Source organism: Citrobacter sp. Cpo109, from assembly GCF_030332565.1.
GTDB classification, from domain to species: Bacteria; Pseudomonadota; Gammaproteobacteria; order Enterobacterales; family Enterobacteriaceae; genus Citrobacter; species Citrobacter portucalensis.
Map to the genome: position 1 here is coordinate 345,707 of NZ_JAOWHQ010000071.1, position 22,265 is coordinate 367,971.

Below are 22,265 nucleotides of genomic sequence, written 5' to 3' on the forward strand. Positions count from 1 at the left end.
CCTGAGGACGTGCGTATCCCTGCGCAGATACGCACATTTTATTTTTGGGTGTCGTTTTTAATTACAGATAATGGCGGTAGCTGTTATCCGGTTTTATTTCCGTTTCCGGCCTGAAATTATTCCGCCATTTATGCGCCACCGGCGCCGGACGTTTAACCGGGGGAATATCATCAGGATAGTTATCGATATTTCGCGCCCGGTATTGCTGTAATGCCGGGTCGGCCGCTATTTCGCGTAATACGGCATGGCGGTTGTCAGGGTTGCGCTTAAATACATCGGGATGCTCACAGGTAAAGTCCCGCAAAAAACGACTGAGCGGAATTTCTGCCATACGGCCACCGGCAATTATACGAATGAGGATGGTGTAAGTGCGCCGGTACGGGTTCCAGACCAGCCCCGGACAGCGGTACGGCATATCCCACGGAATACCGTCGGCCAGCACGCCCGACACCACCACATCAGGAAATCCTGTACAGCGATATGTTTCGCCCGGCTGAGGGAAATCAAACATGGTGCTCCCCTCCGTTTCCCGACGTCGTGGTGAGAAAGTCACGGCACAGGCCTTTGGCTTTCAGCTCTTCCAAGACGTAGCTGACGTCCTCATGGATATAACTAAAAATCTGCGGCAGGTATAGCTGGTGTAAACCGTTCAGTTCACGGCGCAGCAAATCACCGCCCACGAACTGCGAGACGGCGCTGGCGCGATTGAGTTTATGGTACGCCTCAATGCTGAGGTGTTCCTGCATGGGGTTAAGGTCATCACGACGCGCTGAGACGGTCTGAGAGGTGTTTTTATTATGCATGCGACACCTCCACAACCGGCAAACGGGCGGCAAGGGAAAGCACGTATTCCCGGACAAGGGTGCGGCGGGCGGCCAGCTCGTCACCGGCCACGGTGCGGAGCATACAGATACGGGGCTTACGGTCTGCGCGACGGACGGCGGCAAACACAAAGACAAACTGCGGGTGTGACGGGGTGAGGGTCGTAGCCATAAGGCAACCTCCTTCGAGTAGCAAATTATTGCTATCGCCGGAGTTTCCACGCTCAGTGGCGATAGCCCAGACGGGGGTGGAAATACCGGCCTCGAAGAATACCGGCCAGCCCGAGGGCTGCCCCGCCTGAGCTACCATTGACATGACAGCATGATATGCGATTGCGGACAGGAGACACAAAGTGACGTCTGCACGACAATCCGCACACCACGCCATTATCTGGCGCTCTGTGGCGTTAGTTGCGACACAAAAAAAGACGCATGGCGCGTCTGGTGTCGCCTTCGAGTTGCTCGGGTTTCCACGCCCGGCTGTCGATTTTGCGACAGCGACAAAACTGTACCAGGAAACACACAACGGATGCAAGCCAGAAAAAGGGGCTTTGTGAAATCGGCTCTGATTCATGCGTCGTATTTCCGGTTGCGGTGCGCGACACGTTCTGCCATCCACGCCGTGATTTCAGACTGTAGCCAGGCGACATTTTTACCCCCGAGGGAAACCTGCGCCGGGAAAGCATTGCGGGCAATTAAATCGTAGAGCGTGGAGCGGGACAGGCCGCACTGATGAATGACTTCCGGGAGACGTAAAAAACGCTCCTGAGCCGGGGCTGAAACCGGCATCGGGTGCACGGTGCTGGGGGAGGATGGTACTGATGAAACTGTGAGCATAACGCTACCTCGTTAATATCCGCAGAGATCCGGACGTGTCCGTCCGGTATCAGGTAGCGCTCTATTTTGTGAATATTTTTTCTCAATGCAACAGGGGGAAATTGTACAAAGCACGGGACAACGGGTGCTGTTTTTTTACTCATGACCATTTAAAGGCGCTGGAAGCAGTTATAAGGCGCTGGAGATTTCAAAAGTGAAATGCAAATTGATTCAATCACCCTAACAGCATGAATTAATAGGATATACCGCATAAAATTTACATTCGGGATGTTCAGACCAGTGAACAGTAGTGAACAGTTGGTGAACACTTCCCTCTCAACTGTTCACTCTTTAATTTATTGTTTTACTTATATTTTTATACTGAGTGAACAGTAGTGAATAGTTATTAGTAAAAAAACAAACAGAGAGAGGGGTTTACCTGCGCCCTTTCTCTGGCCAGCCGGGTTTTTAAGTCCTGTTTGTGCCATGTCTGCGACAACGGCAATGAATCGAGTTGTTGTCTGAGGGACGGCAGAATGGCGTCAGGTTGAAAACACAGAGAGAACCCGACGATGAAACCAGATTTGTTTACCGCAGTAATGAAAACCATCGGCAGCACGCAGGATGAGAACATCCGCACGGCCATTGACAGCGCACTGGATACCCTTAACGAGAAAGCAAACCAGAACGCAGAGGCCACGATAAATAATGCGCTTGAGGCATTCAGCAAGGCCAAATCCGCGCACACGGAAAATATGCTGAAGCTGAATGATATTGATGCCGCCATTACCCGCAGCGAGAAAGAGCGTCAGAACGCCCTGAATGAAAGTGCCGAAGCGGAACAGAACTGGCGTACCCGTTTTCGCGAACTGCGCGGCATGATGACCCCGGAACTGAAAGCCGAACACAGTCAGCGAGTGGCCGGTCGGGAGCTGGCGGAGGAATTTACCGCCCTGATTGATGAACTCAACGATGATAAGGCCAGTACCATGCTGGCCGCCTGTACATCAGGAGATAAGTATGTCGGCACGCATTTTACGGTGTTCTCTGCCTACTCCCGGAATGAGTGGGCGACCGTAATGAAAGACATCCCTCCCTCACTGATGCGCGCATTTGCGTTACGTCTGCGTGAACTCGAAATGAAAGGAGAAGAACACCCTCACAACGTTCTCATTCAGGAACTGGGGGAGAATGTACTGGCGCAAAGCAGGTACTACACATTCAACATGGCGCAGGAGCCGGTAATTTCAAAAATTGGGCTTCACCGTCCGGCACTCACCGGCGTGGATATGAAACTCTATAAAAGCCCTGTTCTCAGAATGGCGCGGGCTAAGGAGCTGGCACAGAAGAAAAAATCGCGGGGGGTTAAGCCATGATGCGCTGCCCGTACTGCAAACAGGCTGCCCATGTCCGTACCAGCCGCTACCTGTCGGATAACGTCAAACAGAGCTACCTCCAGTGCGTGAATGTCTTTTGCTCCGCAACCTTTCGCACCACCCAGTCTATCGACGAGGTGATACGGCCACCGGCAGAAGAAAAGCCCGAACCGCCGCAGACAGTACCAGAAACACCGCCCCGAATTCTGGACTGCGCCCGCTCATCGCTGCGCCACTGATTCAGGAGAAAAGACAATGGCACGAGCACTACTGGAACAGGCCTTTGAAACCTGTCAGAAGAATAAATCGGACTGGATGAGCAGCAAGTCTGCACTGGCGCGGGCTGAAATGGCACTGAAAGAGCTGGAGCTGACCTGCACCCGTTATGAACCGGAGGCAGCACAGGCGCTGCGGGATGATATTGACCTGAAAAAATGGGCGGTAAATCAGTCGGCCGGGCAGTACATCCGGTCACATGAGGCCGTGCAGCGTATCAGTATCCGGCGTCAGCTCCACGCTTTTATGCAGGTAAGCGGCGACGCGCTGGCCGCTGCACTGGCACCGGAATTACTGCATCTCAGCGAACAACCTGACATCGTCAGAGAACGGGCGCTCGACCGGGCGGCCGCCAGTGTTCGCGAAGCGCTGTCCGTTCATGTAACCCGCGGAGGAAATATTGATTACGCAGAGGAAGATCGCGACATTCTGACAACCATCGGTTTCCGGCCTGACAGAGCATCGAGAGACGACAACCGGGCAAAATATACGCCTGAACAGAGTCAGATTTTCATGCGCCGACAGGCCACGCAGACCCGCAAAAAATCCGCATAAAACGCCCCGAAAATACCCGTCTTTTTAATAAAAATAGCCATGCATGCCTACGCTGCATGGCTTTGCATGCAAAAACCTGAATTTTCCACACCCCGCCGCACCAGTACTGGCGCGGCCTGAGCCCCTTCACGTACCTGCATTAAAAGCTCCCCACGAAGCGGGCAGGCGTGGCGGGGAGAGCATTGCGCGCTTGGGCTGATATTTATTTTCATTTTTTTCATAAATCTGAATGGCTAATGATAATGTCGGTTGCGTTTCCATCATGCCGATGATGAAACGACAGACGCTGCAGACCTCGTCTCGATCACTTTGCTTTTGAAGTCATCTAGCTATATGATTTTCTGAGAAAGTACAAACGAAAGATTACATTCGTAATCACTAAAAGAAGCGAAATATTCATTTCTAACTAGAAGATTTAGAATCTCTAATGGAGTTCAAATGAGTCTCATTGGTATCGAGGAAAGAGCATTAACGGCAGTAACTTTGGGAGAAAGTCATTTTAGGGAGTTCAAAAGCGCACTTCAGGGGCCACCAGACAAAAAAGAAAAAAGGCCCACCAAAGATATTTCGACCAACATCGCACAAACTCTTGTTGCATTTGCAAATGCTGATGGCGGCGAGCTGCTTATAGGTGTCGAAGATAACGGAGAAATCACTGGAATAGATGCCTTCAATGACACTGAAATAAACACTCTCCTGGATGCACCAAGAGTTAGAGTACACACTGACACTCCTTTAAACTCTGTCAGAAAAAAACTAATAACGATAGAAAACAGAAGAGTAATTTATTTTTCAGTTGAAAAGAGCACTGAGGTCATACATATAACATCAGATGGAAGATGCTTACAAAGAAAGGATTTAGAGTCAGTTCCAGTACCTCATGAAAATATAAAATTTGATCGACAAGACAAATTATCCAGAGAGTATGACAGGCAGTTTATTGATGCAGCCAAGGTCGATGACTTAGATATTGAGCTTATCCGAACAGTATCTGATGTTATTTTGAAAGGAATGTCCCCTGAGAAATGCCTTCAATATTTGAATTTAGCAGAGTTTGGAACTAGTAAACTCAACTTGAGAAGAGCTTCTTTGCTTTTATTTTCTAAAGAATATATTCGATGGCACCCTAGATTACAGGTCAGAATTATTAGAGTAGATGGGACGGAACTCTTAACAGGAAAAAATTACAATGTTGTAATGGATGAGGCAATTGGCGGGAATATTCTAAATCTTGTTGATAAGTCATGGGAGGCATTGAGACCACATTTAGTACAAACAAAAATTGATAAATCGGCTCGATTTGAACAGAAAACTATTTATCCAGAGTTAGCCTGCCGAGAGGCGTTGCTGAATGCAATAGCTCACAGAGATTATTCTCAAGAGGGTAAAGGTGTCGAAGTATATATATTCAATGACAGATTGGAATTCAAAAGCCCGGGAGCATTACTTTCGACCATCAGAATTAAGGATATAATTAATCAAACGGGAGCGCACCAATCAAGAAATACATATATAGCAAGAGTCTTAAGGGAATTAGGGTATATGAGGGAATTGGGCGAAGGAATGCGAAGAATATATCAACTGATGCAAGAGAATGAACTTACGCCACCAGAACTTAGAGGAAGCCAGGATAGTTTTAGCATAACGTTATTTAACAAACCCATATACTCGAATAAGGAAGCTTTTTTCTTAGAGCAGTTTGATAGATTTAACTTGGATAAGGATATGAAAGCAGTCATCCTTTTAGGTATGGATGAGGCTATATTCTCTGCCCAGAATATATGGGATGCTGTGGGGATAGTAGACACCGAACATTATAGAAGGTTAGTTGAAAAGCTTTGGCGTTTAAAAATATTAGAAAATAAAGTCGATCGTGAATTAGCTAAAAAAATCAGCCGTAAAGAAAAAATACCATTTAAAAAGTATCCACGCTATTCAATCTCTTTCCCTAGTAAATCTTCTCAGGTTCCTCAGGTTCCTCAGGCTCCTCAGGCTCCTCAGGCTCCTAAGGTTTCTCAGACTCCTAAGGTTCCTCAGACTCCTAAGGTTCCTCAGACTCCTCAGACTCCTCAGACTCCTCTGGCGCACCAGTCCATAGTAATAAAAGCTTCCGCCACCATTAATGGAAAAGTAAAGAAAGTTTCTCCTAGAGGATTTTTTGGATTTGTAGTTGATGAGAAAGGTAATGAATACTATTTCAGACTTAATGAAAATAAAACAAATGATAAGTTGACAGTTGGTCAACCGGTAAAGTTCCAGATAAGTCATGGTAAAAGAGGTGACATTGCAATAAATATTACAAATTAACATCTCATCGTTAATGAAAATCGCTGACAAATAAAAATCAACATTTTGCGAATTCATAAGGAGGAATATATTCCTCCTTAACTCCATCCAAGTAATCAGCCCACCACTGAACCATCAGTTGCCGTTCATCCAAATGCTCAGATGTATGAATATAAGCCGCACGTACATTATTACGCTCTGTATGGCTCAACTGACGTTCAATCGCATCATCGCTCCACAGCCCCGACTCACCCAACGCCCCACGCGCCATCGTTCTAAACCCATGCCCGCAGACCTCAGTTTTCGTGTCATATCCCATAGTACGCAGCGCACTGTTTACTGTGTTCTCACTCATGACCTTAGTTGCGTCGTGATCACCCGGAAAAAGCAGCTCTTTCTCACCACTGATTTGTTTAAGTTGTCCTAACAAAATCATCGCCTGACGACTAAGCGGAACGATATGCTCCTCTTTCATCTTCATGCCACGATACGAATAACGCACACCCTTAATTTCTTCTCGTTTTGCAGGTACACGCCAGAGAGATTTATCGAGGTCGAATTCATCCCAACGCGCGAAACGTAACTCACTAGAACGAACAAAAGTAAGTAAGGAAAGCTCGACCGCGATCCGTGTCATTACACGGCCACGATATGCAGCAAGACGAGCAAGAAACTCAGGGAACTGGCTGGAGGGTAAAGCGGGGTAATGTCGCGCTTTGGTTGTCGATAGCGCACCGGCCATATCACTGGCTGGATTTGAGTCGATGTAATCGTTCTGTACGGCGTAACGCATTATGGCCGTGACGCGCTGTTGCAGGCGCTGAGCAACGTCGTGTTTACCACTGGCATCAACTTTTTTAATCGGGGCTAACAGGTGGCTGGTTTTGAGCTGGCGAATGTCGGACGAACCGATATGAGGGAAGATATAAAGCTCAAGATAGCGAAGAACGCGCGATCGATGGTCTTCACTCCAGCGCTTGTTACTGGCGTGCCATTCACGAGAGATAGTTTCGAAAGTGTATGCCCCCGAGTTCTCGGCCTGAGCTTCTTTCTGTTCGGCTTTTGGGTCGATGCCCTGCACTAACAGCTTTTTAGCTTCATCGCGCTTTGCCCTTGCCTGAGCAAGCGTCACGGTAGGCCAAACACCAAAAGCGAGGCGATCCTCTTTTTTGTCAGAGGGGCGTCTGTATTTCATGCGCCAGTATTTAGAACCCTTTGCAGAAACCTCAAGATATAAACCGCCGCCATCGGCCATTTTGTAGGTTTTGTCTTTTGGCTTTGCGGTCTCGACTTGTCTGGCGTTGAGCTTCATTTGGGGGCACATTTCTAATCGAAGTTAAGATGCCCCCAATTATGCCCCCAATGACATCCGGATTTCAACGGACAACCTCGGACGGCTCAGGACGTAAAGATCGCTGCAAGCATTGATTTTAAAGGGATAATCGGACTTTCTAGGATGGTCTTGGAAGTACTAATGGTGCCGAAGGCCGGACTCGAACCGGCACGTATTTCTACGGTTGATTTTGAATCAACTGCGTCTACCGATTTCGCCACTCCGGCACGGAAGGGATGCGGAAAACGTTGTGGATTATACCTGTCATGCGCCACCATGCAAGCGCCAGCGTGTGTCTGGCTCGCTAAGTGTTGAAAATTTCAGCATTACCTTTTGTACCTGCAATCAACATCACGGTTTAGCCCACGCAATAACCGCCTTAATCCCCCCTTCTGCGAAGCGTCCCGTTTCCCCATGCTCTACACTTCCAGTTCAACACCACACTGAGGGAAACACGATGTCGATGATAAAAAGCTACGCTGCAAAAGCGGCGGGCAGCGAACTCGAACTCTATGAATATGATGCTGGCGAGCTTAAGCCGGAGGATGTAGAAGTCCAGGTCGATTACTGCGGTATCTGCCATTCCGATTTGTCGATGATCGACAACGAATGGGGATTCTCTCAGTATCCGCTGGTTGCCGGGCATGAGGTGATTGGTCGCGTGGCGGCGCTCGGCAGCGCGGCGCAGGATAAGGGCCTGAAAGTTGGTCAGCGCGTCGGCGTTGGCTGGACGGCGCGCAGCTGCGGGCATTGCGACGCCTGTATCAGCGGTAATCAGATTAACTGTCTGGAAGGGTCTGTTCCCACAATTCTTAATCGCGGCGGCTTTGCCGAGAAGCTGCGGGCCGACTGGCAGTGGGTGATCCCGCTGCCGGACAGTATCGATCTGGCAGCCGCTGGCCCCTTACTGTGCGGCGGCATCACGGTGTTCAAACCGCTGCTGATGCACCATATCACCGCCACCAGCCGCGTCGGGGTGATCGGCATCGGCGGCCTGGGGCATATCGCCATTAAGCTGTTACATGCGATGGGTTGCGAAGTGACCGCGTTCAGCTCCAATCCGGCGAAAGAGCAGGAAGTGCTGGCAATGGGGGCGGATAAAGTGGTCAACAGCCGCGATCCGGATGCGCTAAAAGCGCTGGCGGGCCAGTTCGATCTCATTATTAACACGGTTAACGTCGATCTCGACTGGCAGCCCTATTTTGAAGCGCTGGCCTACGGCGGTAACTTCCATACCGTCGGCGCGGTGCTGAAGCCGCTGCCGGTTCCGGCGTTCACCTTAATTGCCGGCGATCGCAGTATCTCTGGTTCGGCGACCGGTACGCCGTTCGAACTGCGCAAGCTGATGAAGTTTGCCGGGCGCAGCAAGGTGTCGCCCACCACCGAACTGTACCCGATGTCGCAAATTAACGAAGCTATCCAGCACGTGCGTGACGGCAAAGCCCGCTACCGCGTAGTGCTTAAAGCCGACTTCTGATCGTCTTTGCCGGGTGGCGTAAGCTTCCCGGCTATTCTCCCCGCTATTCCAGACAGGTTAAATTCTCCTCACAATCTCTGCAATTTAGCGGTGAAGAGTGCGTCACGGTTGCCTATACTCCAGGCAGGATAAATGGAGGAAATCTCAATGAGCGCACCCCTGCTAATTGCCCGCACACCGGACACCGAATTGTTTTTACTGCCAGGTATGGCCAACCGCCACGGGCTGATTACCGGCGCGACCGGGACCGGTAAAACCGTCACGCTACAGAAACTGGCCGAATCGTTGTCCGAGATTGGCGTGCCGGTATTTATGGCCGATGTGAAAGGTGACTTAACCGGTGTAGCCGAGGAAGGACAAGCCTCTGAAAAGCTGCTCGCCCGCCTGAAAAATATCGGCATTACCGACTGGCAACCGCATGCTAATCCGGTCACGGTGTGGGATATTTTCGGCGAAAAAGGTCACCCCGTGCGGGCCACGGTATCTGACCTCGGACCGCTGCTGCTGGCCCGTCTGCTGAACCTCAACGACGTGCAGTCCGGCGTGCTGGATATTATCTTCCGTATTGCCGATGACCAGGGTCTGTTGCTGCTCGATTTCAAAGACCTGCGGGCTATCACCCAATACATTGGCGATAACGCTAAATCCTTCCAGAATCAGTACGGCAATATCAGTAGCGCCTCGGTCGGGGCTATCCAGCGCGGGCTGCTGTCGCTGGATCAACAGGGCGCGGCACACTTCTTTGGCGAACCGATGCTGGACATCAAAGACTGGATGCGTACCGACGCCAGCGGCAAAGGGATGATCAACATCCTCAGCGCCGAGAAGCTCTACCAGATGCCCAAACTGTACGCTGCCAGCCTGCTGTGGATGCTCTCCGAACTGTACGAACAATTGCCGGAAGCAGGCGATCTGGAGAAGCCAAAACTGGTGTTCTTCTTCGATGAAGCGCACCTGCTGTTCAACGATGCTCCGCAGGTGCTGCTGGATAAAATCGAGCAGGTGATCCGCCTGATCCGCTCGAAAGGGGTCGGCGTGTGGTTCGTCTCGCAAAACCCGTCGGATATTCCGGACAACGTGCTTGGTCAGTTGGGGAACCGCGTGCAGCACGCCCTGCGCGCGTTCACCCCGAAAGACCAGAAAGCGGTGAAAAGCGCGGCGCAAACCATGCGCGCCAACCCGGCATTTGATACCGAAAAAGCCATTCAGGAGCTGGGAACCGGTGAGGCGCTGGTGTCGTTTCTGGACGCCAAAGGCAGCCCTTCTGTGGTTGAACGGGCGATGGTGATTGCGCCATGCTCACGGATGGGACCGGTGACGGACGACGAGCGCAACGGGCTGATTAATCACTCTTCGCTGTACGGCAAATATGAAGAAGATATCGACCGCGAGTCCGCCTATGAACGTTTACAGCAAGGCGTGCAGGCCAGTACCGAGCAGCAAAATACACCTCCCGCCAACGGTAAAGCTGTCGATGTGGATGGCGGTATTCTCGGTGGGTTGAAGGATATTCTGTTTGGCAGCACCGGACCGCGCGGCGGTAAGCGCGATGGCGTAGTGCAGAGCGTGGCGAAAAGCGCGGCGCGACAGGTTACCAATCAGATAATCCGCGGCATGTTGGGGAGTTTGATGGGCGGGAGAAAACGCTAGCCCCGTGTTACGTTGCCGGATGGCGGCGTAAACGCCCTATCCGGCCTACGGGTCCGGAGTAGGCCTGAAAAGCACAACGCCATCAGGCCTACGATTACTGTGATTACGACTTACGTAGCATCAGCCACAGGCTTATCAGGAAGAAGCTGGCGCTTGGCAGCAGCGCACCGATAATCGGCGGAATGCCGTACACCAGCGTCAGCGGGCCAAAGATTTGGTCCAGCACATAGAACACAAAGCCAAAGCTAATCCCTGTCACCACGCGCACGCCCATCGGGACGCTACGCAGCGGACCAAAGATAAATGACAGCGCCATCAGCATCATGACCGCTACAGACAGCGGCTGGAAGACTTTGCTCCACATATTGAGCTGGTAGCGTCCGGCATCCTGGCCGCTCGACTTCAGGTACTTCACGTAGTTATGCAGACCGCTAATCGATAGCGCGTCAGGATCCAACGCCACGACGCCGAGCTTGTCGGGTGTCAGGTTGGTTTTCCAGGTGCCGCTCACCGTTTGCGAGCCGGTGATTTGCTTCGGATCGGTCAGGTTGGATTCATCCACCTGCGACAAACGCCAGACCTTCTGCTCCGGGTCAAATGTCGCGCTTGCGGCATAGCGAACGGACTGCAGACGGCGCTTGTCGTTAAACGAGTAGATGCTAATCCCGCCCAGCTCGGCCTCGCCTTTCACTCGCTCGATGTAGACAAAGCTGTCACCGTCTTTCGCCCACAAACCCTGCTGAGTAGAGAGCAGCGAGCCGCCGTACATCTGCTGCGCACGGTAGTTACGCGCCATCTGTTCGCCTTGTGGCGCGACCCATTCGCCGATAGCCATCGTCAGCAGCACCAGCGGAATCGCGGTTTTCATCACCGACAACGCCACCTGCATACGGGTAAAGCCAGAAGCCTGCATCACCACCAGTTCACTACGCTGGGCCAGCATGCCCAATCCCAGCAATGCCCCCAGCAGCGCCGCCATCGGGAAGAAGATCTGGATATCTTTCGGCGCGCTGAGCAGGGTATACAGCCCGGCGCCCATCGCATCGTAGCTCCCCTGCCCGGCTTTTTTCAGCTGGTCAACGAACTTGATGATCCCAGAGAGCGACACCAGCATGAACAGCGTCATCATGATGGTGGTGAAAATGGTTTTACCGATATAGCGGTCAAGTACACCAAAAGGCTGCATTATACCGCTCCTTTACGCATAAAACGGGCACGCAAGCGGCGCATCGGCACCGTATCCCAGAGGTTAAGCACAATCGCCAGCGCCAGATACGCCAGGTTAACCGTCCACATCCAGAACACTGGATCCAGCTTACCTTTACCACCGTTCGACTTCAGCGACGTTTGAACCAGGAAGAACAGCAAATAGAGCAGCATTGCTGGCAGCATCGACAGCACGCGACCCTGACGCGGGTTCACCACGCTCAGCGGTACGACCATCAGCGCCATCATAAATACGGTGAAAACTAACGTGATACGCCAGGTCAGCTCCGCGCGGGCACGATCGGTGTCGGTCGTCCACAGCGTACGCATGTTCATCTGGTCGGTATCGTTTGGATCCAGCGCCACGGCCTGATGACCGATAATCGCCTGATAATCCTGGAAGTCGGTAATGCGGAAATCGCGCAGCAGCGCGGTACCTTCAAAGCGCGTCCCCTGGTTCAGCGTCACGACCTGAGAGCCATCACGCATCTGGGTAAGATGTCCGGAATCGGCTACGACGACCGAAGGACGAGCGTTGCCTTTCGGGCGGATTTGCGCGAGGAACACGTCTTTGAAGTTGCTGCCGTCAACGCTTTCGATAAACAGCACCGAACTGCCGTTGGTCGCCTGCTGGAATTGCCCCTGAGCAAGCGCCGCCATACCGGGGTTCGCTTTCGCCTCCGCCAGGACTTCGTCCTGATGTCTGGAGGACCACGGTCCAGCCCACATCACGTTGACCGCCGCAATAATACTGGTAAACAGCGCCAGCACCATCGCAGCTTTCACCAGCACTGCCTTGCTCAGCCCGCAGGCGTGCATGACCGTAATTTCGCTTTCGGTATACAGTTTGCCCAGCGTCATCAACAGCCCGAGGAACAGGCTTAAGGGCAAGATAAGTTGCGCCATTTCTGGCACGCCCAGCCCCAGCAGCGAGAGCACCAGATTTGCCGGGATATCACCGTCAACAGCCGCACCAAGGATCCTGACCAACTTTTGACAAAAGAAGATCAAAAGCAGGATGAATAGGATCGCAAGTTGGCTTTTGAGCGTTTCCCGAACCAGATATCTTATGATTATCACTTTAAATACGCCCGTAAAAACCCGTCTTTTGCCGGAATTTAGCTTGTTTCATGGCTTAAACGTCATTTATTCTCTTGAGTCGTCGAAATCGTCGCTAAGATCATTATACTCAACGGATCCACCTCTCAGAAATTGTTCTGACGTGCCAATGCCGTAATAACGTTAAGATTAACACGAAGTCACCGCAACAGCGGGTATGAGTTACGAAAGCTTGCAATTCTATCCGTAGCCACCGCCGTTGTCTTTAAGATTCAGGAGCGTAGTGCATGGAGTTCAGTGTAAAAAGCGGTAGCCCGGAGAAACAGCGGAGTGCGTGCATCGTCGTGGGTGTCTTTGAACCACGCCGCCTCTCTCCGATTGCAGAGCAGCTCGACAAGATCAGCGACGGGTACATCAGCGCACTGCTGCGTCGCGGCGAACTGGAAGGCAAACCGGGTCAAACCCTGTTGCTGCACCATGTTCCTAACGTTCTGTCTGAGCGAATTCTCCTCATTGGATGTGGCAAAGAGCGCGAACTTGATGAGCGCCAGTACAAGCAGGTCATTCAGAAAACCATCAATACCCTGAATGATACAGGCTCAATGGAAGCCGTCTGCTTTCTGACTGAGCTGCACGTCAAAGGGCGCAATAACTACTGGAAAGTGCGCCAGGCCGTTGAGACGGCACAGGAAACGCTGTACAGCTTTGATCAACTGAAGACCAACAAAAGCGAGCCACGTCGCCCGCTGCGTAAAATGGTCTTCAATGTGCCGACCCGCCGCGAACTGACCAGCGGTGAGCGTGCGATCCAACACGGTCTGGCGATCGCCGCCGGCATTAAAGCGGCAAAAGATCTTGGCAACATGCCGCCGAACATCTGTAACGCCGCCTACCTGGCCTCTCAGGCGCGCCAGCTGGCAGACAGCTACAGCAAAAATGTTGTGACCCGCGTGATCGGCGAGCAGCAGATGAAAGAGCTGGGCATGCACTCTTATCTGGCCGTCGGTCACGGCTCGCAAAATGAGTCGCTGATGTCGGTCATCGAGTACAAAGGCAATCCGTCCGAAGACGCGCGTCCGATCGTGCTGGTCGGTAAAGGGTTAACCTTTGACTCCGGCGGTATCTCCATCAAACCAGCCGAAGGCATGGATGAGATGAAATACGACATGTGCGGCGCGGCAGCGGTATACGGCGTGATGCGCATGGTGGCCGAGCTTCAGCTCCCCATCAACGTTGTCGGCGTGCTGGCGGGCTGTGAAAACATGCCGGGTGGCCGCGCGTATCGCCCAGGCGACGTGCTGACCACCATGTCTGGACAGACCGTTGAAGTGCTTAATACGGATGCCGAAGGCCGTCTGGTGCTGTGCGACGTGTTAACCTACGTCGAGCGCTTTGAGCCAGAAGCGGTGATTGACGTCGCGACCCTGACCGGCGCGTGCGTGATTGCGCTGGGCCATCACATCACCGGCCTGATGTCGAACCACAACCCGCTGGCGCATGAGCTGATCGGTGCGTCCGAGCAGGCTGGTGACCGCGCATGGCGTTTGCCGTTGGGTGATGAATACCAGGAGCAGTTAGAGTCCAACTTTGCGGATATGGCGAACATCGGCGGACGTCCTGGCGGTGCCATTACCGCGGGCTGCTTCCTGTCACGCTTTACCCGTAAGTACAACTGGGCGCACCTGGATATCGCCGGTACCGCATGGCGTTCAGGGAAAGCCAAAGGCGCAACCGGTCGTCCAGTGGCGCTGCTGTCGCAGTTCCTGCTCAATCGTGCCGGTTTTAACGGCGAAGAGTGATGTAAAACGCCGGGTGGCGGCTTCGCCTTACCCGGCCGACAACGTTACTCAACCGTAGGCCGGGTAAGCGTAGCGCCACCCGGCTTTGCATTTAAATCCACAACAAGAAGCCCCATATCATGAGAAACGCAACGTTCTATATTCTGGACAATGACAACACCGTCGATGGCTTAAGCGCCGTTGAACAACTGGTGTGTGAAATTGCCGCAGAACGTTGGCGTGCTGGCAAGCGCGTGCTGATCGCCTGTGAAAACGAAAAGCAGGCTCTTCGACTGGATGAAGCTCTGTGGGCGAGACCGGCAGAAAGTTTTGTTCCGCATAATCTGGCGGGAGAAGGCCCCAGAGGCGGCGCGCCGGTAGAGATTGCCTGGCCGGAGAAACGCAATAGCAGCCCGCGCGACCTGCTCATCAGTTTGCGCGTTGGCTTTGCAGATTTTGCCACCGCTTTCACAGAAGTGATAGACTTCGTTCCTTACGAAGATTCTTTGAAACAATCGGCACGCGATCGCTACAAAGCTTACCGCGTGGCTGGTTTTAACCTGAATACGGCAACCTGGAAATAATGGAAAAGACATACAACCCACAAGATATCGAACAGCCGCTTTACGAGCACTGGGAAAAGCAGGGCTATTTCAAACCTAACGGCGATGAAAGCAAAGAGTCCTTCTGCATCATGATCCCGCCGCCGAACGTCACCGGCAGTTTGCATATGGGTCATGCTTTCCAGCAAACCATCATGGATACCATGATTCGCTACCAGCGCATGCAGGGTAAAAACACCCTGTGGCAGGCCGGTACCGACCACGCGGGTATCGCTACCCAGATGGTGGTTGAGCGTAAGATTGCCGCTGAAGAAGGTAAAACCCGTCACGACTACGGTCGCGAAGCGTTTATCGACAAAATCTGGCAGTGGAAAGCGGAATCCGGCGGCACCATTACCCGTCAGATGCGCCGTCTCGGCAACTCCGTTGACTGGGAGCGCGAGCGCTTCACTATGGACGAAGGTCTTTCCAATGCCGTGAAAGAAGTCTTTGTTCGCCTGTACAAAGAAGATCTGATCTACCGTGGCAAGCGTCTGGTCAACTGGGACCCGAAACTGCGCACCGCTATTTCTGATCTGGAAGTGGAAAACCGCGAGTCTAAAGGCTCCATGTGGCACATCCGCTATCCGCTGGCCGACGGCGCGAAAACCGCAGACGGTAAAGATTACCTGGTCGTCGCCACCACCCGTCCGGAAACCGTACTGGGTGATACCGGCGTAGCTGTGAACCCGGAAGATCCGCGTTATAAAGATCTGATTGGCAAATTCGTTGTTCTGCCGCTGGTTAACCGCCGCATTCCGATCGTCGGTGATGAACACGCCGACATGGAAAAAGGCACCGGCTGCGTGAAGATCACCCCGGCGCACGACTTTAACGACTACGAAGTCGGGAAACGTCACGGCCTGCCGATGATCAACATTCTGACCTTTGACGGCGACATCCGCGAAACTGCGGAAGTGTACGACACCAAAGGCGAAGAGTCCGACGTTTACTCCAATGAAATCCCGGCTGAGTTCCAGAAGCTGGAACGTTTTGCTGCGCGTAAAGCGGTGGTTGCCGCCGTTGATGCGCTGGGCCTGCTGGAAGAAATTAAACCGCACGACCTGACCGTACCTTACGGCGACCGTGGCGGCGTGGTTATCGAACCGATGCTGACCGACCAGTGGTACGTCCGTGCCGACGTGCTGGCAAAACCGGCGGTTGAAGCGGTTGAGAACGGCGACATCCAGTTCGTACCGAAGCAGTACGAAAACATGTACTTCTCCTGGATGCGTGATATTCAGGACTGGTGTATTTCCCGTCAGCTGTGGTGGGGTCACCGTATCCCGGCATGGTATGACAACGACGGCAATGTCTACGTTGGCCGTACCGAAGACGAAGTGCGTCAGGAAAACAACCTCGGCGCCGACGTTGCGCTGCGTCAGGACGAAGACGTTCTCGATACCTGGTTCTCTTCTGCACTGTGGACCTTCTCTACGCTGGGCTGGCCGGAAAATACCGACGCACTGCGTCAGTTCCACCCAACCAGCGTGATGGTTTCCGGCTTCGACATTATCTTCTTCTGGATTGCCCGCATGATCATGATGACCATGCACTTCATCAAAGATGAAAACGGCAAGCCGCAGGTTCCGTTCAAGACCGTCTACATGACCGGTCTTATCCGTGACGACGAAGGCCAGAAGATGTCCAAATCCAAGGGCAACGTGATTGACCCACTGGATATGGTCGACGGTATCTCTCTGGCAGAACTGCTGGAGAAACGTACCGGCAACATGATGCAGCCGCAGTTGGCTGAGAAAATTGCCAAGCGTACCGAGAAGCAGTTCCCGGACGGCATCGAGCCGCACGGCACCGACGCCCTGCGTTTCACCCTGGCAGCGCTGGCCTCTACCGGTCGCGATATCAACTGGGACATGAAGCGTCTGGAAGGTTACCGTAACTTCTGTAACAAGCTGTGGAACGCCAGCCGCTTCGTGCTGATGAACACCGAAGATCAGGATTGCGGCTTCAACGGCGGCGAAATGACCCTGTCGCTGGCGGATCGCTGGATCCTGGCTGAATTCAACCAGACCATCAAAGCGTACCGCGAAGCGCTGGATAACTTCCGCTTCGATATCGCCGCGGGCATTCTGTACGAGTTCACCTGGAACCAGTTCTGTGACTGGTATCTGGAACTGACCAAGCCGGTCATGAACGGCGGTTCCGAGTCTGAACTGCGCGGCACCCGCAATACGCTGGTTACCGTGCTGGAAGGTCTGCTGCGCCTGGCGCACCCGATCATTCCGTTCATCACCGAGACCATCTGGCAGCGCGTGAAAGTGATTTGTGGCAACACTGCAGATACCATCATGCTGCAGCCGTTCCCGGAATATAACGCCGCACAGGTTGATGAAGCCGCGCTGGCCGATACCGAATGGCTGAAGCAGGCGATCGTTGCCGTACGTAACATCCGTGCGGAAATGAACATCGCCCCGGGCAAACCGCTGGAGCTGCTGCTGCGTGGTTGCAGCGCTGACGCAATGCGTCGTGTGAACGACAACCGTAGCTTCCTGCTGAACCTGGCACGTCTGGAAAGCATTACCGTGCTGCCAGCCGATGACAAAGGCCCGGTCTCCGTGACCAAAATCATCGACGGTGCCGAACTGCTGATCCCGATGGCTGGCCTCATCAACAAAGAAGATGAGCTGGCACGTCTGGCGAAAGAAGTGGCGAAAATCGAAGGCGAGATTGCCCGTATCGAAGGCAAACTTTCCAACGAAGGTTTCGTTGCCCGCGCACCGGAAGCAGTTATCGCCAAAGAGCGTGAGAAGCTGGATGGTTACGCAGAAGCCAAAGCGAAGCTGATTGAACAGCAGGCGGTCATCGCCGCGCTGTAATTGCCTATGCCGGATAGCGCTGCGCTTATCCGGCAAACGGGCACCGTCATCGTAGGTAGGATAAGCGTAGCGCATCCGATACCACAGACGATAAAGCCTCTGACGCATAGGCTCAGAGGCTTTTTATTGAATTATCCTCGCTTGCGCTTCCCCTCGCCGCAGTGGTATTAACTGCATATGTCTCACTTTTATGTCATGAGTTCGCTATGAGTGCCATTACCTCCGTCGCGGCAACGCTGCGCCGAATTTCTGCCGATGATAACGCCGCCATTGCCCGTGTTATCCGCAAAGTTTCCGCTGAATACGGGCTTACCGCCGATAAGGGGTATACCGTTGCCGACCCTAATCTGGACGAACTGTTCCAGGTTTACAGCCAGCCGGGCGCGGCCTACTGGGTGGTTGAGCAAAACGGTGAAGTCGTGGGCGGCGGTGGCGTTGCGCCGTTAGGATGTAGTGAACCAGGCATTTGTGAGCTGCAAAAGATGTACTTCCTGTCGAGCGCGCGCGGTCAGGGGCTGGCGAAAAAACTGGCGCTGATGGCGCTCGAACATGCCCGCGAGCAGGGTTTTAAACAGTGCTATCTGGAGACCACAGCGTTTCTGACCGAGGCAATCCGCCTGTATGAACATTTAGGCTTTGAGCATATCAGCGAAGCGCTGGGCTGTACCGGGCACGTGGATTGTGAAGTGCGGATGTTAAAGCCCCTCTGACCTTACGCCGAGAGGCTTTAGCCACGTTACTGCATCTCGGCTGAGAGCATCAGTCTAATAACGCCAGCCGCGCGGGCGGTTGGCAGTTTCAGCACCTGTGACCAGAGATCCTGCACTATCTCACAGGCAATCTTCTCTTTGCCGATCGCTTTAGTCGGATCGGCCATGATCTGAATATCCGGCCCATAGCGCTGTACTAACCCAGGGCTTATTGCTTGCAGATCCTGCAACGCCAGCTGTTTCTCTTCTGCCGCGACCGTATGTTTGTTCGGACCATAGGCAGCACGCATCATACTCATATCACTCGCCATACGACGGTTCATGATCTCATGCGGAACCAGACGTGCCGGGTTAATCCCCCCTTTCACTGCCGGAAACAGAAAGCGGAAGCATTCGTCATCACCGATTTTGGCCACAGCAGCGATCTGCTCAAGGTTAATTTTCATATATTCAATGACATTGGCATCTGGCGCCTGCTGCAATCTTGCCATTTGCAACTGAAGAATTTGCGGCTGTATCGCGTCGATAACCTGCTGTTCGCTACTCCCTGCTTTCTTCATCTGCGCTGCCTGGCTGATAATTTTTTGTGTCAGCTCAGGTTCCTGCTCCTTAATCACCTGAAACGCCGGATTGGAGAGCATCGCCTTTTCAAACTGCTGCTCTTCGGTCAGACCATAATCCGGGCTTTCGCGTGGGATCAGGTAGTGCACATCAAACAGATTCCACGCGATAATCGCCAGCACAAAAACCACCGCGCCGGAGATCTTGCCCAGCCAGCCTTTTTTGCGAAACATGCCGACGACGATAGCAATCACCGCCCCGATATAACCTGCCAACAAAACGTGTGCCCAGTTCATTAACCATCCTTATGCCAAATCATCTCTGTTACGGGGATATATTTCCCCTTCGTGTGTTTTGATTATTACGGCAGCAGCGAGCGATTTCCAGCCACCAGATTTTGCTAACAGAAACAGGAAGGATTAAACCGCGCGGCGATGAGCACCGCGCGTCAAAGAAAGGAATTAAGCTGGCACACCGCTGTGGAAGCGGAATTCATCGTCAGGAGAGGTGATCAACGCGGCTTCTACTTCGCCAAAAAACCGCACCCGGCTACTGATATCATCGGCTGAAACCTGCTGCGCCAGCGCCAGGTAATCCTGATAGTGTCGGGCCTCGGATCGCAATAGCGACAGATAAAACGCCTGCAGATCATCATCCAGATACGGCGCCAGCGCGGCGAACCGTTCGCAGGAACGCGCCTCAATGTAAGCCCCGCAAATCAGTTTATCGATTAGCGTTAAAGGCTCATGGGTGCGTACCTCTTTGAGCATGCCTTTGGCGTAACGGCTGGCGGTAATCTTGATATAGGGAATGTTGCGGCTCATCATCGCCTCACGCACCTGCCAGAAATGATGCAGCTCTTCTTTGATCAGCAAAACCATGCTGTCGATAAGCTTGCGTCCCCACGGGTCGTCGGTTTGCGGCATCACGCTTTTGCTTATCTGTTTATTCAGCGCGATAAAATCCGGCTCATCCCCTTCTCTGAAAGCAAACGCTTCATAGGGCTTCAGCCAGTCCAGCAGCGCCTGCGATCCCTGTTTATCCGCGACATACTTACGCACCAGCAGCATCGCCGTTTGCGCCGCTTTCAGCTCACAGACGAGGTGATCGGTCAATAACAGAGGCAGATTCGCTGGGTCTCGCGCTTTATCAAGCCAGGCCTGGGGCGTTTTACAGTGCAGGAAGTTGTAGATCGGGGAAAGTATTTGCAGGTAATCCATACGTTATCCTTGGCCTGCGGCAGCCGATGCTACCGCAGGTCAGTAGATGACTTAGTGACGCACGCCGTCATCATCTTCGTCGACGAGGTCTTCATCGTCGCCGTCTTCACCTTCTTCGCCGTTCGGGTCTTCAAAATAGGTACCCCAACCGTCGTATTCCACATCATATTTTTCAGCCAGGTTCATCAGTTGCTCAACCTGAGCATCAATCAACTCCGCATTCAGTGCACATTCGCTCAGAATGTCACAGCAAATAACCGTGTCGCCTTCTTCCACTTCCAGCTCTTCCGGCTCGGTCACTTCATAACCCAGCTTGAAGGCTTCTACTGCCGCTTTTTCCAGGGTTTCGAAGTCATCCGCGGAAAGGTGATGCTCGATGGTGTACAGCGCATCTGGATCGCTGCCATCTTCGAGTAGCTCTTCAATAATCAAGCGCGTTTCTTCACGCTGTTCTTCCAGTAGTTCCGGGTTTGCCATGGCTCGTTCCTCATAATGTCCTGCCGATACTCTTATTGTCACATACCGCTGTCATTGCCTCCACCTTTCCAGGAAAGATTTGTTAAACAAGGTTGCAAATGAATAAACATCCATATAAATTGAATTTTAATTCAATAAATGGCCTAAGCCATGTGAGGGAACCATGTCTGCGTTTTATCAGAAACATTTTTTGAAACTGCTTGATTTCACCTCTGCTGAACTCACGTCACTGCTCCAGCTCGCCGCACAGCTGAAGGCAGATAAGAAAAACGGCACTGAAGTCGCTAAGCTCACCGGTAAAAACATCGCGCTCATCTTCGAAAAAGACTCAACCCGTACCCGTTGCTCTTTCGAAGTTGCCGCATACGATCAGGGCGCGCGCGTGACGTATCTCGGGCCAAGCGGCAGCCAGATTGGCCATAAAGAGTCGATCAAAGACACCGCCCGCGTGCTCGGCCGCATGTACGACGGTATTCAGTATCGGGGTCACGGTCAGGAGATTGTCGAGACGCTGGCGGAATATGCCGGAGTTCCGGTGTGGAACGGATTAACCAACGAGTTTCACCCCACTCAACTGCTGGCGGATCTGTTAACTATGCAGGAACACCTGCCGGGTAAAGCGTTTAATGAGATGACGCTGGTCTACACCGGTGATGCCCGCAACAATATGGGCAATTCCATGCTGGAAGCCGCCGCGTTAACCGGGCTAGATCTGCGCCTGGTCGCACCGCAGGCCTGCTGGCCGGAAGAAAGTCTGGTTGCGGAGTGCAAAGCGCTGGCGCAGAAAAACGGCGGCAATATTACGCTGACTGAAGATGTCGCCACTGGCGTGAAAGACGCGGACTTCATCTATACCGACGTCTGGGTATCAATGGGCGAAGCAAAAGAGAAGTGGGCCGAACGTATTGCGCTGCTGCGTAAGTACCAGGTTAATAGCGCGATGATGGCGTTGACCGGCAATCCGCAGGTGAAATTCCTGCACTGCCTGCCCGCGTTTCATGACGATCAAACCACGCTTGGCAAACAAATGGCACAGGAATATGGTCTGCACGGCGGAATGGAAGTGACCGATGAGGTCTTTGAATCCCCCGCCAGTATCGTATTTGATCAGGCGGAAAACCGGATGCACACCATCAAAGCGGTGATGGTGGCGACGCTGGCGAAGTGAGGGCATGGATGAAAAGAATGCCGGATGGCGATGCTGAGCATCTTATCCGGCCTACAA

23 protein-coding genes and 1 tRNA gene are annotated in these 22,265 nt (G+C 52.8%); 12 read left to right on the plus strand and 12 right to left on the minus strand.

The window, feature by feature from the left end; all coding sequences use genetic code 11:
• Positions 1-61: 61 nt before the first annotated feature.
• Genes OGY71_RS22275 through OGY71_RS22290 form a run of 4 tightly spaced genes read right to left on the minus strand, consistent with a single transcriptional unit; the run spans position 62 to position 1,658 of the window.
• Complete coding sequence (locus OGY71_RS22275; protein WP_121572213.1) at positions 62-511, minus strand: hypothetical protein; 450 nt, start codon at positions 509-511, stop codon at positions 62-64.
• Positions 504-803, minus strand: coding sequence for a derepression protein (locus OGY71_RS22280; RefSeq protein WP_121572212.1), 300 nt, complete (start codon positions 801-803; stop codon positions 504-506). Before OGY71_RS22280 ends, OGY71_RS22275 begins: the two co-directional genes overlap by 8 nt.
• Entirely contained in the window at positions 796-1,395 is a 600-nt protein-coding gene (locus OGY71_RS22285) for a host cell division inhibitor Icd-like protein (RefSeq protein ID WP_121572211.1), read from the minus strand. Before OGY71_RS22285 ends, OGY71_RS22280 begins: the two co-directional genes overlap by 8 nt.
• Positions 1,392-1,658 (minus strand): helix-turn-helix transcriptional regulator, encoded by a 267-nt coding sequence (locus OGY71_RS22290; RefSeq protein ID WP_121572210.1) that lies wholly within the window; start codon positions 1,656-1,658, stop codon positions 1,392-1,394. Before OGY71_RS22290 ends, OGY71_RS22285 begins: the two co-directional genes overlap by 4 nt.
• A gap of 551 nt (positions 1,659-2,209) precedes the next feature.
• Between OGY71_RS22290 and sid the strand changes: the two genes are divergently transcribed.
• The 4 genes from sid to OGY71_RS22310 all read left to right on the plus strand — a co-directional run bounded on the left by sid (position 2,210) and on the right by OGY71_RS22310 (position 6,151).
• Complete coding sequence (sid, locus tag OGY71_RS22295) at positions 2,210-3,013, plus strand: capsid size-determining scaffold Sid (protein ID WP_121572209.1); 804 nt, start codon at positions 2,210-2,212, stop codon at positions 3,011-3,013.
• Positions 3,010-3,252, plus strand: coding sequence for an ogr/Delta-like zinc finger family protein (locus OGY71_RS22300; RefSeq protein ID WP_286613729.1), 243 nt, complete (start codon positions 3,010-3,012; stop codon positions 3,250-3,252). Before sid ends, OGY71_RS22300 begins: the two co-directional genes overlap by 4 nt.
• A 16-nt stretch (positions 3,253-3,268) precedes the next feature.
• Positions 3,269-3,844, plus strand: a complete 576-nt coding sequence (locus tag OGY71_RS22305) for a phage polarity suppression protein (protein ID WP_121572208.1) — start codon at positions 3,269-3,271, stop codon at positions 3,842-3,844.
• Between the two features lie 438 nt (positions 3,845-4,282).
• Positions 4,283-6,151 (plus strand): ATP-binding protein, encoded by a 1,869-nt coding sequence (locus tag OGY71_RS22310; protein ID WP_121572207.1) that lies wholly within the window; start codon positions 4,283-4,285, stop codon positions 6,149-6,151.
• Between the two features lie 37 nt (positions 6,152-6,188).
• Here the strand turns inward: OGY71_RS22310 and OGY71_RS22315 are convergent, their stop codons facing one another.
• Positions 6,189-7,442, minus strand: coding sequence for a tyrosine-type recombinase/integrase (locus tag OGY71_RS22315; protein ID WP_121572206.1), 1,254 nt, complete (start codon positions 7,440-7,442; stop codon positions 6,189-6,191).
• Positions 7,443-7,605: 163 nt separating this feature from the next.
• Positions 7,606-7,690: transfer RNA gene (locus tag OGY71_RS22320), tRNA-Leu, on the minus strand.
• Between the two features lie 230 nt (positions 7,691-7,920).
• Between OGY71_RS22320 and ahr the strand changes: the two genes are divergently transcribed.
• Positions 7,921-8,940, plus strand: coding sequence for an NADPH-dependent aldehyde reductase Ahr (gene ahr, locus OGY71_RS22325; RefSeq protein ID WP_111466188.1), 1,020 nt, complete (start codon positions 7,921-7,923; stop codon positions 8,938-8,940).
• Between the two features lie 147 nt (positions 8,941-9,087).
• Positions 9,088-10,590 (plus strand): helicase HerA-like C-terminal domain-containing protein, encoded by a 1,503-nt coding sequence (locus OGY71_RS22330; RefSeq protein WP_003830246.1) that lies wholly within the window; start codon positions 9,088-9,090, stop codon positions 10,588-10,590.
• Between the two features lie 103 nt (positions 10,591-10,693).
• On the opposite strand, the gene lptG is transcribed toward OGY71_RS22330, so the two are convergent.
• From lptG to OGY71_RS22345, 3 genes are all read right to left on the minus strand, one after another.
• Entirely contained in the window at positions 10,694-11,776 is a 1,083-nt protein-coding gene (gene lptG / locus OGY71_RS22335; RefSeq protein WP_003025875.1) for an LPS export ABC transporter permease LptG, read from the minus strand.
• Positions 11,776-12,876 (minus strand): LPS export ABC transporter permease LptF, encoded by a 1,101-nt coding sequence (gene lptF, locus OGY71_RS22340; RefSeq protein WP_032942200.1) that lies wholly within the window; start codon positions 12,874-12,876, stop codon positions 11,776-11,778. Before lptF ends, lptG begins: the two co-directional genes overlap by 1 nt.
• Before the next feature lie 62 nt (positions 12,877-12,938).
• Positions 12,939-12,989, minus strand: a complete 51-nt coding sequence (locus tag OGY71_RS22345) for a hypothetical protein (RefSeq protein ID WP_212723231.1) — start codon at positions 12,987-12,989, stop codon at positions 12,939-12,941.
• A 153-nt stretch (positions 12,990-13,142) separates the two neighbouring features.
• On the opposite strand from OGY71_RS22345, the gene pepA reads away from it, so the two are divergent.
• The 4 genes from pepA (at position 13,143) to OGY71_RS22365 (ending at position 18,782) form a co-directional block, all read left to right on the plus strand.
• Positions 13,143-14,654, plus strand: a complete 1,512-nt coding sequence (pepA, locus tag OGY71_RS22350) for a leucyl aminopeptidase (protein ID WP_003025870.1) — start codon at positions 13,143-13,145, stop codon at positions 14,652-14,654.
• Positions 14,655-14,773: 119 nt separating this feature from the next.
• Positions 14,774-15,217, plus strand: coding sequence for a DNA polymerase III subunit chi (gene holC, locus OGY71_RS22355; RefSeq protein WP_003830256.1), 444 nt, complete (start codon positions 14,774-14,776; stop codon positions 15,215-15,217).
• Positions 15,217-18,072, plus strand: coding sequence for a valine--tRNA ligase (locus tag OGY71_RS22360; protein WP_008786064.1), 2,856 nt, complete (start codon positions 15,217-15,219; stop codon positions 18,070-18,072). Before holC ends, OGY71_RS22360 begins: the two co-directional genes overlap by 1 nt.
• Before the next feature lie 206 nt (positions 18,073-18,278).
• Positions 18,279-18,782 (plus strand): GNAT family N-acetyltransferase, encoded by a 504-nt coding sequence (locus OGY71_RS22365; RefSeq protein ID WP_003830259.1) that lies wholly within the window; start codon positions 18,279-18,281, stop codon positions 18,780-18,782.
• Between the two features lie 26 nt (positions 18,783-18,808).
• On the opposite strand, the gene OGY71_RS22370 is transcribed toward OGY71_RS22365, so the two are convergent.
• From OGY71_RS22370 to rraB, 3 genes are all read right to left on the minus strand, one after another.
• Positions 18,809-19,639, minus strand: a complete 831-nt coding sequence (locus tag OGY71_RS22370) for a hypothetical protein (RefSeq protein WP_003830260.1) — start codon at positions 19,637-19,639, stop codon at positions 18,809-18,811.
• Between the two features lie 165 nt (positions 19,640-19,804).
• A complete protein-coding gene (miaE, locus tag OGY71_RS22375) occupies positions 19,805-20,563 on the minus strand; it encodes a tRNA isopentenyl-2-thiomethyl-A-37 hydroxylase MiaE (RefSeq protein ID WP_148362521.1) in 759 nt (252 codons plus the stop codon).
• A gap of 51 nt (positions 20,564-20,614) precedes the next feature.
• Complete coding sequence (gene rraB / locus OGY71_RS22380; RefSeq protein ID WP_003025845.1) at positions 20,615-21,040, minus strand: ribonuclease E inhibitor RraB; 426 nt, start codon at positions 21,038-21,040, stop codon at positions 20,615-20,617.
• Positions 21,041-21,138: 98 nt separating this feature from the next.
• Between rraB and argL the strand changes: the two genes are divergently transcribed.
• Entirely contained in the window at positions 21,139-21,234 is a 96-nt protein-coding gene (gene argL, locus OGY71_RS23335) for a putative translational regulatory protein ArgL (RefSeq protein ID WP_370867251.1), read from the plus strand.
• Entirely contained in the window at positions 21,204-22,208 is a 1,005-nt protein-coding gene (gene argF, locus OGY71_RS22385) for an ornithine carbamoyltransferase (RefSeq protein ID WP_003830265.1), read from the plus strand. Before argL ends, argF begins: the two co-directional genes overlap by 31 nt.
• Positions 22,209-22,265: the final 57 nt, after the last annotated feature.